Source organism: Actinomadura formosensis (assembly GCF_050948385.1).
In the GTDB taxonomy this organism is placed as follows: Bacteria; Actinomycetota; Actinomycetes; order Streptosporangiales; family Streptosporangiaceae; genus Spirillospora; species Spirillospora formosensis.
The window spans coordinates 3,084,626-3,098,389 of the sequence record NZ_CP192011.1; the positions used below are offsets into that span (position 1 = coordinate 3,084,626).

At 72.5% G+C, this 13,764-nt stretch carries 14 protein-coding genes and 1 pseudogene; 9 read left to right on the forward strand and 6 right to left on the reverse strand.

Going from position 1 to position 13,764, the window contains the following annotated elements:
- The first annotated feature begins 55 nt into the window (after nt 1–55).
- Nucleotides 56–1,216, forward strand: a complete 1,161-nt coding sequence (locus ACQP1N_RS14600) for an NADH:flavin oxidoreductase (protein ID WP_067799040.1) — start codon at nt 56–58, stop codon at nt 1,214–1,216.
- A 158-nt stretch (nt 1,217–1,374) separates the two neighbouring features.
- On the opposite strand, the gene ACQP1N_RS14605 is transcribed toward ACQP1N_RS14600, so the two are convergent.
- Entirely contained in the window at nt 1,375–2,526 is a 1,152-nt protein-coding gene (locus ACQP1N_RS14605) for an acyl-CoA dehydrogenase family protein (RefSeq protein ID WP_433231859.1), read from the reverse strand.
- Nucleotides 2,527–2,613: 87 nt separating this feature from the next.
- On the opposite strand from ACQP1N_RS14605, the gene ACQP1N_RS14610 reads away from it, so the two are divergent.
- The 4 genes from ACQP1N_RS14610 to ACQP1N_RS14625 all read left to right on the forward strand — a co-directional run bounded on the left by ACQP1N_RS14610 (nt 2,614) and on the right by ACQP1N_RS14625 (nt 6,421).
- Nucleotides 2,614–3,309, forward strand: a complete 696-nt coding sequence (locus ACQP1N_RS14610; RefSeq protein WP_433231861.1) for a GntR family transcriptional regulator — start codon at nt 2,614–2,616, stop codon at nt 3,307–3,309.
- 43 nt (nt 3,310–3,352) lie between these two features.
- On the forward strand, nt 3,353–4,129 hold the full coding sequence (locus ACQP1N_RS14615; protein WP_067799057.1) for an enoyl-CoA hydratase/isomerase family protein: 777 nt from the start codon (nt 3,353–3,355) through the stop codon (nt 4,127–4,129).
- Nucleotides 4,130–4,148: 19 nt separating this feature from the next.
- On the forward strand, nt 4,149–5,324 hold the full coding sequence (locus tag ACQP1N_RS14620) for an acyl-CoA dehydrogenase family protein (RefSeq protein WP_067799061.1): 1,176 nt from the start codon (nt 4,149–4,151) through the stop codon (nt 5,322–5,324).
- An 86-nt stretch (nt 5,325–5,410) separates the two neighbouring features.
- The gene (locus ACQP1N_RS14625) at nt 5,411–6,421 is read left to right on the forward strand and encodes an aldo/keto reductase (protein ID WP_433231865.1); all 1,011 of its coding nucleotides are present in this window, start codon (nt 5,411–5,413) and stop codon (nt 6,419–6,421) included.
- A gap of 10 nt (nt 6,422–6,431) precedes the next feature.
- On the opposite strand, the gene ACQP1N_RS14630 is transcribed toward ACQP1N_RS14625, so the two are convergent.
- The gene (locus tag ACQP1N_RS14630; protein ID WP_067799066.1) at nt 6,432–7,007 is read right to left on the reverse strand and encodes a peroxiredoxin-like family protein; all 576 of its coding nucleotides are present in this window, start codon (nt 7,005–7,007) and stop codon (nt 6,432–6,434) included.
- Nucleotides 7,008–7,074: 67 nt separating this feature from the next.
- On the opposite strand from ACQP1N_RS14630, the gene ACQP1N_RS14635 reads away from it, so the two are divergent.
- A complete protein-coding gene (locus ACQP1N_RS14635; protein ID WP_433231871.1) occupies nt 7,075–7,695 on the forward strand; it encodes a TetR/AcrR family transcriptional regulator in 621 nt (206 codons plus the stop codon).
- Here the strand turns inward: ACQP1N_RS14635 and ACQP1N_RS14640 are convergent.
- Genes ACQP1N_RS14640 through ACQP1N_RS14650 form a run of 3 tightly spaced genes read right to left on the reverse strand, consistent with a single transcriptional unit; the run spans nt 7,692 to nt 10,350 of the window.
- Nucleotides 7,692–8,753 (reverse strand): NAD(P)H-dependent flavin oxidoreductase, encoded by a 1,062-nt coding sequence (locus tag ACQP1N_RS14640; RefSeq protein WP_433231873.1) that lies wholly within the window; start codon nt 8,751–8,753, stop codon nt 7,692–7,694. The two genes, ACQP1N_RS14635 and ACQP1N_RS14640, sit on opposite strands and share 4 nt — an antisense overlap.
- Nucleotides 8,753–9,484: a CoA-transferase subunit beta gene (locus ACQP1N_RS14645; protein WP_433231876.1), complete on the reverse strand. Its 732-nt coding sequence runs from the start codon at nt 9,482–9,484 to the stop codon at nt 8,753–8,755. The genes ACQP1N_RS14640 and ACQP1N_RS14645 overlap by 1 nt, the downstream gene beginning before the upstream one ends.
- The gene (locus ACQP1N_RS14650; protein WP_067799078.1) at nt 9,481–10,350 is read right to left on the reverse strand and encodes a CoA transferase subunit A; all 870 of its coding nucleotides are present in this window, start codon (nt 10,348–10,350) and stop codon (nt 9,481–9,483) included. The genes ACQP1N_RS14645 and ACQP1N_RS14650 overlap by 4 nt, the downstream gene beginning before the upstream one ends.
- A gap of 125 nt (nt 10,351–10,475) precedes the next feature.
- Here ACQP1N_RS14650 and ACQP1N_RS14655 point away from each other — a divergent pair.
- A pseudogene (locus ACQP1N_RS14655) lies at nt 10,476–11,174 on the forward strand (RNA-guided endonuclease InsQ/TnpB family protein); the annotation flags it as partial.
- Between the two features lie 11 nt (nt 11,175–11,185).
- On the opposite strand, the gene ACQP1N_RS14660 reads toward ACQP1N_RS14655, so the two are convergent.
- Nucleotides 11,186–11,932: an enoyl-CoA hydratase family protein gene (locus tag ACQP1N_RS14660; protein WP_067799081.1), complete on the reverse strand. Its 747-nt coding sequence runs from the start codon at nt 11,930–11,932 to the stop codon at nt 11,186–11,188.
- 64 nt (nt 11,933–11,996) lie between these two features.
- On the opposite strand from ACQP1N_RS14660, the gene ACQP1N_RS14665 reads away from it, so the two are divergent.
- Both ACQP1N_RS14665 and ACQP1N_RS14670 read left to right on the forward strand, forming a co-directional pair.
- Nucleotides 11,997–12,770, forward strand: coding sequence for an SDR family oxidoreductase (locus tag ACQP1N_RS14665; protein ID WP_433231879.1), 774 nt, complete (start codon nt 11,997–11,999; stop codon nt 12,768–12,770).
- Nucleotides 12,767–13,675: an SDR family oxidoreductase gene (locus ACQP1N_RS14670; protein ID WP_433231881.1), complete on the forward strand. Its 909-nt coding sequence runs from the start codon at nt 12,767–12,769 to the stop codon at nt 13,673–13,675. The genes ACQP1N_RS14665 and ACQP1N_RS14670 overlap by 4 nt, the downstream gene beginning before the upstream one ends.
- Nucleotides 13,676–13,764: the final 89 nt, after the last annotated feature.

Here is a 13,764-nt window from a genome sequence, read left to right on the forward strand (position 1 = left end):
CCCCGGCGGGTCGGGTGCCGAGGTTGGAACTCAAGAGGGCGAAACGGAGTCTGCTGTGGACGTGTTCGAACCAGCCCGCCTCGGGCCGCTGACGCTGCGCAACCGGGTGATCAAGGCCGCGACGTTCGAGGGGATGACGCCCGAGGCGGTCGTGACCGGCGACCTCATCGAGTACCACCGGCGGCCCGCCGCCGGGGGAGTGGGCATGACGACCGTCGCCTACTGCGCGGTCGCGCCCGAGGGCCGCACGGAGCGGGGGCAGATCTGGATGCGGCCCGAAGCCGTCCCCGGGCTGCGCCGCCTCACCGACGCCGTGCACGCCGAGGGGGCCGCCGCGTCCGCCCAGATCGGGCACGCGGGGCCCGTCGCCGACGCCAGCTCCACCAAGCTGCCCGCCATCTCGGCCGGACGCTTCTTCAACCCCCTGGGGATGGCCTTCACCAAGGTCGCCACGGAAGGGGACATCGAGCGCATCACCCGCGCGCACGCCGAGGCGGCCCGGTTGGCGGTCGAGTCCGGGTTCGACGCCGTCGAGATCCACATGGGCCACAACTACCTGGCCAGCTCGTTCCTCAGCCCGCGGCTCAACCGGCGCAAGGACGGCTACGGCGGGCCGATCGAGAACCGCGCCAAGGTCGCGCTCGGCATCGCCCGCGCCGTCCGGGACGAGGTCGGCGACCGTATCGCGATCACCGGCAAGCTCAACATGCGCGACGGCGTGCGCGGCGGCCTGGAGATCGACGACAGCCTGTACGTGGCCCGCCGGCTCCAGGAGGAGGGCACGGTCGACGCGCTGGAGCTGACCGCGGGCAGCTCACTGCTCAACCCGATGTACCTGTTCCGCGGCGAAATGCCCATCCCCGAATTCGCGGCCAGCTACAAGCTGCCCATGCGCGTCGGCCTGCGCATGTTCGGCAAGAAGTTTCTGCGCACCTATCCCTACAAGGACGCCTACCTGCTGGAACACGCCCGCAAGTTCCGCGCCGAACTCGACCTCCCGCTGATCCTGCTGGGCGGCATCACCGACCGGGAGAGCATGGACAAGGCGATGTCGGAGGGCTTCCAGTTCGTCGCCATGGCCCGGGCCCTCCTGCGTGAGCCCGACCTGGTGAACCGCATCGCGGCCGACTCGTCCACCCCGTCCCTGTGCGTCCACTGCAACCGCTGCGTCCCCACCGTCTACCAGGGCACCCACTGCCCCCTCATCCCGTCCTGACGTTCCTGGGCGATGGGGCGATGGTCGATCTCGCGGGCTGGGCTTCCCGAGCCGCAGGAGATGACCGGGGTTGTCACCGCCGAGTACGGCGACTGGAAACGCGCGGTGGAGCGGACGCTCGGCTGGATCCGCGCCGGCGAGGACCCGGCCGCCGCGCCCTAGACCCGGTGCCGCTCGATGAGCTGCTTGACGATCACGTTGCGCTGGATCTCGTTGGTGCCCTCGCCGACGATCATCAGCGGGGCGTCGCGGAAGTAGCGCTCGATGTCGAACTCGGTCGAGTAGCCGGCCGCGCCGTGGATGCGGAGCGCGTTCAGCGCGATCTGCATCGCCGTCTCCGACGCGTGCAGCTTCGCCATGCCCGCCTCCATGTCGCAGCGCTCGCCCGCGTCCAGGCGCCCGGCGGCGTCGAGGGTGAGCAGCCGGGCGGCCCGGAGCTGCGTGGCCATGTCGGCGAGGTAGTTGCCGATGGACTGGTGCTGCCAGATCGGCCTGCCGAACGCCTCCCGCTCCTGGGCGTAACGCAGGGAGTCCTCCAGGGCGGCGCGGCCGACGCCCAGCGCGCGTGCCGCGACCTGGATACGGCCCACTTCGAGACCGCGCATCATCTGGGTGAAGCCGCGGCCCTCTTCGCCGCCGAGCACCGCGTCGAGCGGCGCCTCGTGGCCCTCGAACGACAGCTCGCAGCTCTCCACGCCCTTGTAGCCGAGCTTCGGCAGGTCACGGGAGATGGTCAGGCCGGGTCCCGGCTCCACCAGCAGGATGCTGATGCCCCTGTGCCGCGGGGACGCGTGGGGGTCGGTCTTGCACATCAGTGCGATGAGGCCCGACATCCGCGCGTTGGTGATCCACATCTTGGCGCCGTCGATGATGTACCGGCCGCCGTCCCGCCGCGCGGTCGTGGCCATCGCCTGCAGGTCCGAGCCGCCGGACGGCTCGGTGAGCGCCATCGTCGCGCGCAGCTCGCCGGTCGCCATTCTCGGCAGGTAGCGGGCCTTCTGCTCCTCGGTGCCGAACACGGCCAGCAGGTGGGAGACGACCGCGTGCCCGCCGAACGCGCCGGCCAGGGCCATCCAGCCGCGCGCCACCTCCTCGGTGACGAGCGCGTAGCACGCTTTGGACACGCTGACGTCGCCGTACGGCTCCGGCACCGTCAGCCCGTAGACGCCCAGCTCCTTCATCCGGTCGATGAGGCGGGCGGGATAGGTGCCCGCGTGCTCCAGGTCCCGGGCGACCGGGCGGACCTCCCTGTCGACGAAGTCGGCGACGACCTCGACGATGGCGCGCTCCTCGTCGCTGAGCGTGAACACGGCGCCTCGGTCTCCCTTCCGCGCTGGTCCGAGCTCTCATATATTTTGTTTGACGATACACCCCACCTGGCAGGCGCACGGGAGACGATGACTGTGGCCCTTTCCGGTGACCGGGCCCTCGGCCGGCGCCGCCAGCTGAGCGACGAGGTGGCCGCCTACGTCCGCGACCTCATCATGTCGGGCCAGGTCGGGCACGGGGAGTTCCTCCGCCTGGAGCGGATCGCCGAGGACCTCGGGATCAGCGTCACGCCCGTCCGGGAGGCCCTGCTGTCGCTGCGCGGCGAGGGCTTCGTGACGCTGGAGCCGCGCCGCGGGTTCATGCCGGCGCCGCTGACCCGGCAGGACGTCCAGGACCTGTTCGAGGCGCAGGCGTACTTCGCCGGCGAACTGGCCGCCCGCGCCGCCGGGAAGATCACCGAGACCGAGCTGGCATCGCTCGACCGGACGCAGGCGCAGTTGGAGCGGGCTTTCGAGGCCGGGGACGCGGGCGGCGTCGAACGCGCCAACCACCAGTTCCACCGGCTGATCAACCTGTGCGCCGGATCGCCGAAGACGGCCTGGCTGCTGCAGCTCGTCGCCCGGTACGCGCCGGGCCGCTTCTACGCCGGCATCGAGGGCTGGACGAGGGCGTCGGCCGACGACCACCGTCTCGTCCTCGCCGCGCTGCGGGCCGGGGACGCCGACGCCGCACGGCAGGCGATGCGCGCCCACATCCGGCACGCGGGCACGCTGCTGGTCGTCCATCTGGAGGCGCAGGGGTTCTGGGACGCCCAGGCCGAGTGACGCGCGAGACGGAATACCGTATAGGAAATCTCCGGGAGGATGGATGGACGACCGGGTGGTCGTGGTCGCGGATCGTGACGCGACTCGCGTGATCACGCTGAACCGGCCCGAGGCGCGCAATGCGATCGACATCCCGATGCGCGAGCTGCTCCTGGAGGAACTGCTCCGTGCCGTGGACGACCCCGGCGTCCGGGCGATCGTGCTGACCGGTGCCGGCGGGACGTTCTCGGCGGGCGGCGACGTCACGTCGATGGAGGGCGCCGGCCCGGACGCGGTCGACGCCCGGCTCGCGCCCGTGCACCGGGCCGTCCGGCTCATCGCGACCTGCGGGACGCCGGTGATCGCGGCCGTCGAGGGCGCCGCGGCCGGGCTCGGGGTGTCCCTCGCCGCCGTCTGCGACCACGTGGTCGCCGCCGAGGACGCCCGGTTCGTCGCCGCGTTCGGCAAGGTCGGCCTCATCGCGGACGGCGGCCTGCTCTGGACGCTCCCGCAGCGCGTCGGCATGGGCCGCGCCAAGGAGATGCTCGTGTTCGGCCGGACGGTCCCCGCGCTCCGCGCCCACGAGATCGGCCTCGCCGACTCCCTCGCGCCGTCCGGCAAGGCCCTGGACGCCGCGCTCGGCCTGGCCGCGGAGGCCGCCGCGCTCGCCCCGCTGTCGGTCGCCGCCGCGAAGCGGCTGCTGGCCCGCGCCGACCCCGACCTGACGCGGCTGCTGGAGTCCGAGCGCGAGGAGCAGACCGCGCTGTTCGGCAGCGCCGACTTCGCCGAGGGCCGGGCCGCGTTCGCCGGGCGCCGCCCGCCGCGCTTCCAGGGCCGCTGACATCGCAGGAGGAACGGGCATGAGCAGGCTGCAGCAGACCCACGGGCTGTCGGACGAGCAGCGGGAGATCATCGCGACCGTCCGGGCGTTCGTCGACAAGGAGATCCTCCCGGTCGCCACCGCCCTGGAGCACGCCGACGAATACCCGCAGGCGATCGTGGACGGCATGCGGGAACTCGGGCTCTTCGGCCTGATGATCGATGAGGAGCACGGCGGGCTCGGGGAGTCGCTGCTCACCTACGCGCTGGTCGTGGAGGAGCTGTCGCGGGGCTGGATGAGCGTGTCCGGCATCGTCAACACCCACTTCATCGTCGCCTGGATGATCACCCACCACGGGACCGCCGAGCAGAAGGCGCACTACCTGCCGAAGATGGCGGCGGGCGAGATCCGGGGCGCGTTCTCGATGTCGGAGCCCGGCTGCGGCTCGGACGTCTCGGCCATCACGACCCGTGCCGTCCCCGACGGCGGCGACTACGTGATCGACGGGCAGAAGATGTGGCTGACCAACGGCGCCTCGGCCAACCTCGTCGCCACGCTCGTCAAGACCGACCCGGAGGCGGGCCACCGCGGCATGACCACCTTCCTCATCGACAAGACGCCCGGCTTCGGGGAGGTGGCGCCCGGCCTGACCGTCCCCGGCAAGATCGAGAAGATGGGCTACCGGGGCGTCGACACCACCGAGCTGATCTTCGACGCGTACCGCGTCCCGGCCGACCGGATCCTCGGCGGGGCGCCCGGCCGCGGCTTCTACCAGATGATGGACGGCGTGGAGGTCGGCCGCGTCAACGTGGCCGCCCGCGGCTGCGGTGTCGCGAAACGCGCCTACGAACTGGCCCTCGGCTACGCCCGGCAGCGTGAGACGTTCGGCAGGCCCATCGCCGGGCATCAGGCCGTGCTGTTCCGGCTCGCCGAGATGGCGACCAAGGTCGAGGCCGCGCACCAGATGATGGTGATGGCGGCGCGGCGCAAGGACTCCGGCGACCGCAACGACCTGGAGGCCGGCATGGCGAAGTACCTGGCCAGCGAGTACTGCAAGGAGGTGGTCGAGGACGCGTTCCGCATCCACGGCGGCTACGCCTACTCCAAGGAGTACGAGATCGAGCGCCTCTACCGGGAGGCCCCGATGCTGCTGATCGGCGAGGGCACCGCCGACATACAGAAAATGATCATCGGCCGCCGCCTCCTGGAGGACTGACCGGGATACTGCCCCTCGAAGGGATCGCGGTCGCCGTACCGGCGCGGGCGGCGGCGCCCGAACCCGCAACGAGAGGAGCGATCACTATGAGGAACCGTGAGTTCGCGGGCACCCCGGTCGGTGCCGTGGGGCTGGGCTGCATGGGCATGAGCTGGGCCTACGGCGAGTCGGAACGGGACGACGAGGCGTCGATCGCGCTGATCCGGGAGGCGCTCGACCTGGGCGTGACGTTCCTGGACACCGCGCAGCCCTACGGTGACGGCCACAACGAGTCGCTCGTCGGCCGGGCGCTGGCGGGACGCCGGGACGAGGCGGTCGTCGCGACCAAGACGGGCCTGGTGGTGGAGTCGATGGCCACCAGGAGGATCGTCCGGAACGGCCGGCCGGAGCACGTCAGGGCCTCCGCCGAAGACAGCCTGCGCCGCCTCGGCACCGACGTGATCGACCTGTACTACCTGCACCGGGTCGACCCGGAGGTGCCGCTGGCCGACACCTGGGGCGCGATGGCGGAGCTGGTCGAGGCGGGGAAGGTCCGCAGGCTGGGCCTGTCGGAGGTCAGCGTCGGGCAGGCCGCCGAGGCGCACGCGATCCACCCGGTCGCGGCGATCCAGTCGGAGCTGTCGCTGTGGACGCGTGACGCGATGGGCGCGCCCGGCGGGCTCGCCGGCACCCTGCCGGGCGACAGCGTGAGCCCCGGCCGGGGACCGGGCGACGTGGTCGGCTGGTGTGCCGCCAACGGTGTCGCGTTCGTGCCGTTCTCACCGCTCGGCCGGGGCTTCCTCACCGGGACGGTCACCTCCGCCGACTTCGAGAGCACCGACCTGCGGGTCGGCAACCCGCGCTTCCAGGAGGACGCGCTCAAGGCCAACCTGCGCATCGTGGAGGTGGTCAAGGCGGTCGCCGAGCGGCACGGCGCGACCCCGGCGCAGGTGGCGATCGCCTGGACGCTCGCGCAGGGCGACCACGTCATCCCGATCCCCGGCACCAAGAAGCGCCGCTACCTGCACGACAACGCGGGCGCCGCCGACCTGGAGCTCGCCGAAGCCGATCTGGCCGACCTGGACGAGCTCCCGGCGGCCGTCGGCGGACGCTACTGACCGTCCGGGGTCATCGCCGCCCGGACGGGGCGGGCGCCTGAGCGGCCAGGGCCAGCAGGTCATCGACGCTCCAGTGGTCGGCGGCGTGCTCGCCGTACTTGGCGGCCACGAGCCGGCCGCCGGGGCCGATCAGGAAGTCGGCGGGCAGGCCGAGGCGCCCGCCGTCCGGGCGGGACTTCGGCGTCCGCGCCCGGCCCCGGGCGACCTCCCGGGTGCCGGCGGCGACCGAGCGCGCGATCGTCCACCACGCGCGCGGGTCGAGCAGCGCGCGGCGGGCGGACTCCACGCCGAACTCGGCGTACAGCCGCTTCTCCGGATCGCCGATCACGGCGAACGGGAGACCGGGGACGTGCTCGCGCAGTTCCTCGGCGGAGGAGTGGAAGACGACCACCTCGCGGATGCCCGCCGCCTCGATCTCGGCGTGCCGGCCGGTGAACGAGCGCAGGTGCAGGTTGCAGATCGGGCAGCCCGCGAACCGGCGGAACTGCAGATGGACGAGGCGGCCGGGGTCGGGGACGGTGAGCGCCGGGCCGTTGACCGGGGTCAACCGCCGCGCGGGGACGTCGGAACCGGGCGCGAGACGCATGGCTGCTCCTTTAAGCGTAAGGCGTACGCTTACGATCGTAGGTGTATGTCGTACGCTGTCAAGCGCCATGCCTCGACCACGCTCGCTCAGCACCGGGAAGCTCGCCGCGGCGGCGCTCGCCGTCATCGACCGGGACGGCCTCGCCGGGCTGTCCATGCGCGCCGTCGCCAAGGAGCTCGGCATGAGCACCATGGCGCTCTACCGGTACGTGCGCGACCGGGAGGAGCTGGAAGGGCTCGTCCTCGACCTCGTCTACGGCGGGGTCGATCCGACGCCGCCGCCCGAGGGCCTGTGGGACGCGCGGATCGAGACCATGGCCCTGCGGATGCGCGACGCGTTCGGCGCCCACGCGGCGATCGTGCCGCTGACGCTCACCCACCGGCACGCCTCGGCGGGGTCGCTGCGCTGGGGCGAGGCGGTCACCGGCATCCTCGCGGACGCGGGCATCACCGGGCCGCCCGCGGCCATCGCGCTGCGCACGCTGATCGCCTACATCGTCGGCGCGATCCAGCTGGAGCACCTCGGCCCGCTGTCGGGGGAGGGGACCGCCGTCATCGCCGCCCTGCCCGCCGGCGAGTTCCCCCACATGGCGGAGACCGCGCGGCACGCCCGCCACATCGGCCCCGACGAGGAGTTCCGCGGGGGACTGGCGGCCGTGCTGCGCGGCCTCGGCGCGGGCGCGCCCTAGCGCACCAGGAGCGACTGCTGGGCGGCGATCACCTCGGCGGCCTGCCGCACGATCCCGTCGATCAGCTCACCGCAGCTCGGAAGATCGTCGATGACGCCGACGACCTGGCCGGACGCCATCACGCCCAGGTCGGGACGCCCGTCCACCATGGCCGCCTTCAGCAGCATCGGCGTGTTCGCGGCCATCAGCACCTGCGACCACGACAGGTCCTTGCCGTGCTTCATCGCCTTCCCGTCGGCGATCATCGCACGCCACGACATCCCGGACAGCTTCTTGAACCGGGCGCCGTTGCGCACCGCCCGGACGAGCCCGCCCACGCGTCCGGACCTCTCCAGGGTGTTGACCAGCTCGCTGCGCAGCACCCGGTGCGGCATCCCGTCCACCTGCCGCGTCACCACGGTCTCGCCGGTCTTCAGGTACACCTGCTTGACCGCGTCCGGCACCGAGCTGTCGGAGGTCAGCAGGAACCGCGTGCCCATCGCCACGCCCGCCGCCCCGTAGGCGAGCGCGGCGGCGAGCCCGCGGCCGTCGAAGAAGCCGCCGGCCGCGATGACCGGGATGTCCACCGCGTCCACCACCTGCGGCAGCAGCAGCGTCGTGGCGACGGCGCCGGTGTGGCCGCCGCCCTCGCCGCCCTGGACCAGCACGGCGTCCGCGCCCCAGCCGGCGACCTTCTCCGCGTGCCGCCGCGCGCCGACCGAGGGGATCACCACGACCCCGGCGTCCTTCAGCTTGGCGATCAGCTCCTTCCTGGGCGCGAGCGCGAACGAGGCGACCTTCACGCCCTCCTTGATCAGGAGGTCGATGCGGTCGCCCGCGTCGCCCGCGTCCGCCCGCAGGTTGACGCCGAACGGCGCGTCCGTGCGCTCCTTGACCTCGCGGATCGCGTCCGCGAGCTGGGCCGGCGTCATCGTCGCCGACGCCAGGACGCCGAGCCCGCCCGCGTTCGCCACGGCCGTGACGAGCCGCGGCCCGGCCACCCACCCCATGCCGGTCTGGACGACCGGGTGCCGCACGCCCGTCAGCCGGGTCAGCGGAGTGTCGAGCACCTGCTCCATCAGGCGGGAACCTCTCTTTCGCGCAGGCCCTTCGGGTCGAGGACCTCGCGCATGATCCGCAGCTCCTCGCCGTCCGGCAGCCGCGTCTCGGGCACCTCGTCCGGGACGGCCAGCTCGAAGCCCGTCGCCGCGCGCACATCGTCGACGCGCACGCCGGGATGGACCGAGCGCAGCCGCATCCGCCGGTCCGGGGTCTCGAAGTCGAGCACCGCGAGGTTGGTCACCACGGCGCGGATCTCGTGCGCGCCCCGGTCCCAGCCGACGCCGCTCACCATGTCGACCTTCTCGGTGAACACCCGCGTCGAGTGCTTGGGCACCCAGTAGCTCGTCGGGTTCAGCAGCGTGTTGCCCGGCCCGCCGCGCACGCCCAGGAGCTGCCGGGACGGACGCTCCCAGTCGCCGATGCACGAGATGTTGGTGTTGCCGTGCGCGTCGATCTGGCTCGGCCCCATCACCACGTGCCGCCGTCCGTTGAGGACGAGCCACAGGTGGTCGCGGAACGGCAGCCACCCCTCGGCCGTCGCCGCCTGGGCGCCCAGCGGGACGGGCTCGGCGCTCAGCGACGGCCCGCCGTCCGTCGTGAGCAGGCCGGGCGCGAACGTCGCCCGCGCCAGCCGGGACCCCAGCATCGGCACGAACCCGGCGACCGCCGCCGCGACGATCTCCCCGTCGCCCCGGAACAGGTCCGCGCACGCCGCGGCGCACACCTCCGCGCGCGTCACATCGCTCATCGGTTCTCCTCCCGCCACACCCGGACGGCGTCCTGGTAGGCGGCCTCGTCGCCGGACAGGAAACGCTCGCGGAACCCGGCCCACTTCTCCGGGTCGGCCGCCGCCTGCGCGTAGAGCCGCTGGAACTTCTCGTCCCGCCCGAAGTCGGGCACGCAGTCGGTGAAGTGCGCCCCGTTCGGCGTCTCCACCACGCCCGCCACGTGCGACCGGCTGATCAGCATCGACTGCACCGGGCCCTCCTTGGCGAAGTCCGCGGTGTCGACGAGCCGCTCGCACGACACGTAGGTGCGGCCGGCGGCCTTGGCGAACAGGTCGTCCATGTACGGGTCGGGGCCGAGGTACTGGGCGTTGCCGCGGGCGTCGGCGCGGTTCATGTGGATCAGCGCCACGTCCATCGTCAGGGCGGGGACGGCGACCAGTTCGGTTCCGTCCTCGTACGGGGAGCGGATCGTCTTCAGCTCGGGGTTGACCCTCAGCACGTCCGAGCCGAGGCCGACCGGCGTGGGCAGGAACGGCAGCCGGTGCGCCGCCGCGTACAGCCCGAACATGAACATGCCCTCGTCGTACTCGGTCAGCTCGATCGACCCGGACTGCCGGGCCTGCCGGAAGTGCGGCTCCAGCGGGATCGAGTCCATCGTCACGAACGCGGTGACCAGCCTGCGGATCTTGCCGGCCGCGCACAGCAGCCCCACGTCCGGCCCCCCGTAGGCCACCACCGTCAGGTCGGTGACGGGGGAGCGGAGGATCGCCCGGACCAGCGCCATCGGCTTGCGCCGCGACCCCCAGCCGCCGATCCCGACCGTCATGCCGCTCTCCAGCGACCCGGCGACCTCGTCGGCCGACATGACCTTGGAACCCGGATTCATCGAGAACTCCTGAGTGTGGAGACCCCGGGCTTTAGCCCTGGGGAGGAAACACGCCCCCGCCCGGTGCCGCGCCGTTCCTCGAACATGCGGGCGAACATCACAGGCGGGGCCATAGGATGTGAGGCATGGCGCGGCAGGTGAAACGGGCGTTTCGGTACCGCTTCCATCCCACAGGCGAGCAGGCGGCGGAGTTGTCGCGCACGTTCGGCTGCGCGCGCCTGGTCTACAACCGGGCGCTGGAGGAACGCACCCGCGCCTGGTACACCGAGCAGCGCCGCGTGTCCTACGTGGAGACCTCCGCGCTCCTCACCGAATGGAAGAAGACCGGGGAACTGGCGTTCCTGGGCGAGGTGTCCTCGGTGCCGTTGCAGCAGGCGCTGCGGCACCTGCAGACGGCGTTCACGAACTTCTTCGCCGAACGCGCCGCCTACCCGCGTTTCAAGTCGCGGAAGAAGTCCCGGCAGTCTGCGGAGTACACCCGCAGCGCGTTCACGTGGCGTGGCGGCCGCCTGACGCTGGCGAAGATGTCCGAGCCGCTGGCGATCGTGTGGTCCCGGCCGCTGCCCGAGGATGCCGTGCCGTCCACGGTCACTGTCAGCCGGGACGCGGCCGGGCGCTGGTTCGTGTCCCTGCTGTGCGAGGACGCCATCGCCCGTCTCGACCCGACCGACCGGGCGGTGGGGATCGACGCCGGGATCACGTCGCTGGTGACGCTGTCGACCGGGGAGAAGGTCACCAACCCCCGGCACGAGCGCCGTGACCGCGAACGCCTTGCCAAGGCGCAGAAGGACCTGGCCCGCAAGGCCAAGGGCTCGAAGAACCGGTGCACGGCCGCTCACCGGGCCCCCTTGGCGACGAAGGCGTCGCGGTGCTCGTCGCCCGCGCCGACGAGGTTCAGCTCGAACGTGAAGCCCTGCTCGTAGCGGTAGCTGCGCTTGACGTCGACCGGGTCGATGCCGTTCAGCGACTCCTTGGCGCGCCGGATGACGTACCGGTCCTTCGCGGCGATGTTCGCGGCGACCTCCAGGGCCTTGGCGCGCAGCTCGCCGGCCGGGACGACCTCCAGGACCGAGCCGTGGTGGTGCAGTTCGTCCGCCGTGACGTTGCGGCACGTGTAGACCATCGCGCGCATCAGGTGCTGCGGGACGAGCCGGGCCAGGTGGGTGGCGGCGCCGAGGGCGCCCCGGTCCACCTCCGGAAGGCCGAAGTAGGCGTCCTGCGAGGCGATCACGATGTCGGCGTTGCCGGCCAGGCCGATCCCGCCGCCGAGGCAGAAGCCGTGCACCGCGGCGACGACCGGGACCTCGCAGTCGTAGACGGCGGCGAACGCCGCGTAACAGCCGCGGTTGGCGCCGACCAGGGCGGCGTGGCCCTCGGTGTTCTGCATCTCCTTGATGTCGACGCCCGCGTTGAAGCCCCGGCCCTCGGCCCGGAGCACGACGGCGCCGACCTCGGGATCGCGGCCCGCCGCGAGCACCGCGTCGGCCAGCTCGTACCAGCCCGCGACGGTCAGCGCGTTGACCGGCGGCGCGTCCACGACGATCTCGGCGACCCCGTCCAGGGTCGTGGTGGAGACTCCCATGCGCTACCTTTCCACCAAACATTTGTTAGAACAGACGGTAGCAGAGGCGCACGAAGGAGGCGGAATGTCACTGACGCTCGATCTGGGCGGCAGGACCGTCGTGGTCACCGGGGGCGTGCGCGGGGTCGGCGCCGGCATCAGCCGCGCCTTCCTGGCGGCGGGCGCCGACGTCGTCGCGGTCGCCCGCCGCACGCCGCAGACGCTTCCCGAGGCGGACGGCCGGACGGCGCGGTTCGTCTCGCTGGACGTGCGCGACCCGGACGCCGCGCAGGCGTTCGCCGACGGGCTCGACCGCGTGGACGTCCTGGTCAACAACGCCGGCGGCGGGCCGTACCTGCCGGTCGCCGAGGGGGACCTGCGCACCCACCTGAAGATCATCGAGCTGAACCTCAGCTCCGCGCTGATCATGTCGCGGGCGCTGCGGCCGAAGATCCTGGAGCGCGGCGGCGGCTCGGTCATCAACATCGGCAGCGTCAGCGGGGTGCGGCCCTCGCCCGGTACCGCCGCCTACGGCGCCGCGAAGGCCGGTCTCCACAGCCTCACCCAGTCGCTGGCCGTGGAGTGGGCGCCGGACATCCGGGTCAACACGCTGATCCTCGGGATGGTCCGCACCGAACTGGCGCATCTGCACTACGGCGACGAGGAGGGCGTCGCCGCCGTGGGGCGGACCGTGCCGCTCGGCCGCCTCGCCGACCCCTACGACATCGGCGCCGCCTGCGTGTTCCTGGCCTCGGACCTGGCGTCCTACGTCACCGGCTCGTCCATGCAGGTCCACGGCGGGGGAGAGCGCCCCGCATTCCTGGACGCCGCCACCGTCAACAAGGAGGAGTCACGATGATCTGCAAGGACCGGGTGGTCGCCGTCACCGGCGCCGGGCGCGGGCTCGGCCGCGCGCACGCGCTGGAGTTCGCCCGCCAGGGCGCGCTCGTCGTCGTGAACGACCTGGGCGTCGCGCGGGACGGCACCGGGGAGGCGTCCGGCGGCCCCGCGGACGACGTCGTCCGGGAGATCGAGGCGCTCGGCGGGAAGGCGGTCGCCGACCTCGGCGACATCGCCACCGACGAGGGCGCCGCCGGGCTGGTCGCCACCGCGATCGACGCGTTCGGGCGGCTCGACACGCTCGTCAACAACGCCGGGTTCCTCCGCGACCGCATGCTGGTCAACCTGGGCGAGGACGAGTGGGACGCCGTCATGCGCGTCCACCTCAAGGGGCACTTCCTGCCGCTCAAGCACGCCGGGCGGTACTGGCGGGCCGAGAGCAAGGCGGGCCGTGCCGTGGACGCCCGTGTGGTCAACACCTCCTCCGGTGCCGGGCTGCTCGGCAGCGTCGGGCAGGGCAACTACTCCGCCGCCAAGGCCGGCATCGTCGGCCTGACCCTCGTCGCGGCCGCCGAGCTGGGCCGCTACGGCGTCACCGTCAACGCGATCGCGCCCGCCGCCCGCACCCGCATGACCGAGGAGGTCTTCGCGCAGACGATGGCCGCCCCCGCCGAGGGCGAGTTCGACGCCATGGCGCCGGAGAACGTCTCGCCGCTCGTCGTCTGGCTCGGCTCCGCCGGGTCGCGCGAGGTGACCGGACGGGTCTTCGAGGCCGAGGGCGGCAAGATCTGCGTGATGGACGCCTTCCGGCACGGCCCCACCGCCGACAAGGGCGCCCGCTGGGACCCCGCGGAGGTCGGCGACGTCGTCAAGGACCTCCTGGCCAAGGCGCCCGCCCCCGAGCCCGTCTACGGCGCCGGCTGACCCCGCCCGAGGGGATCTGCCCGAGGGGGCGCCGCCCGCGCTCGGCCGCGAACGGAATGCGGTCGTGGCGGGCGGTGTTGTATCCGCGG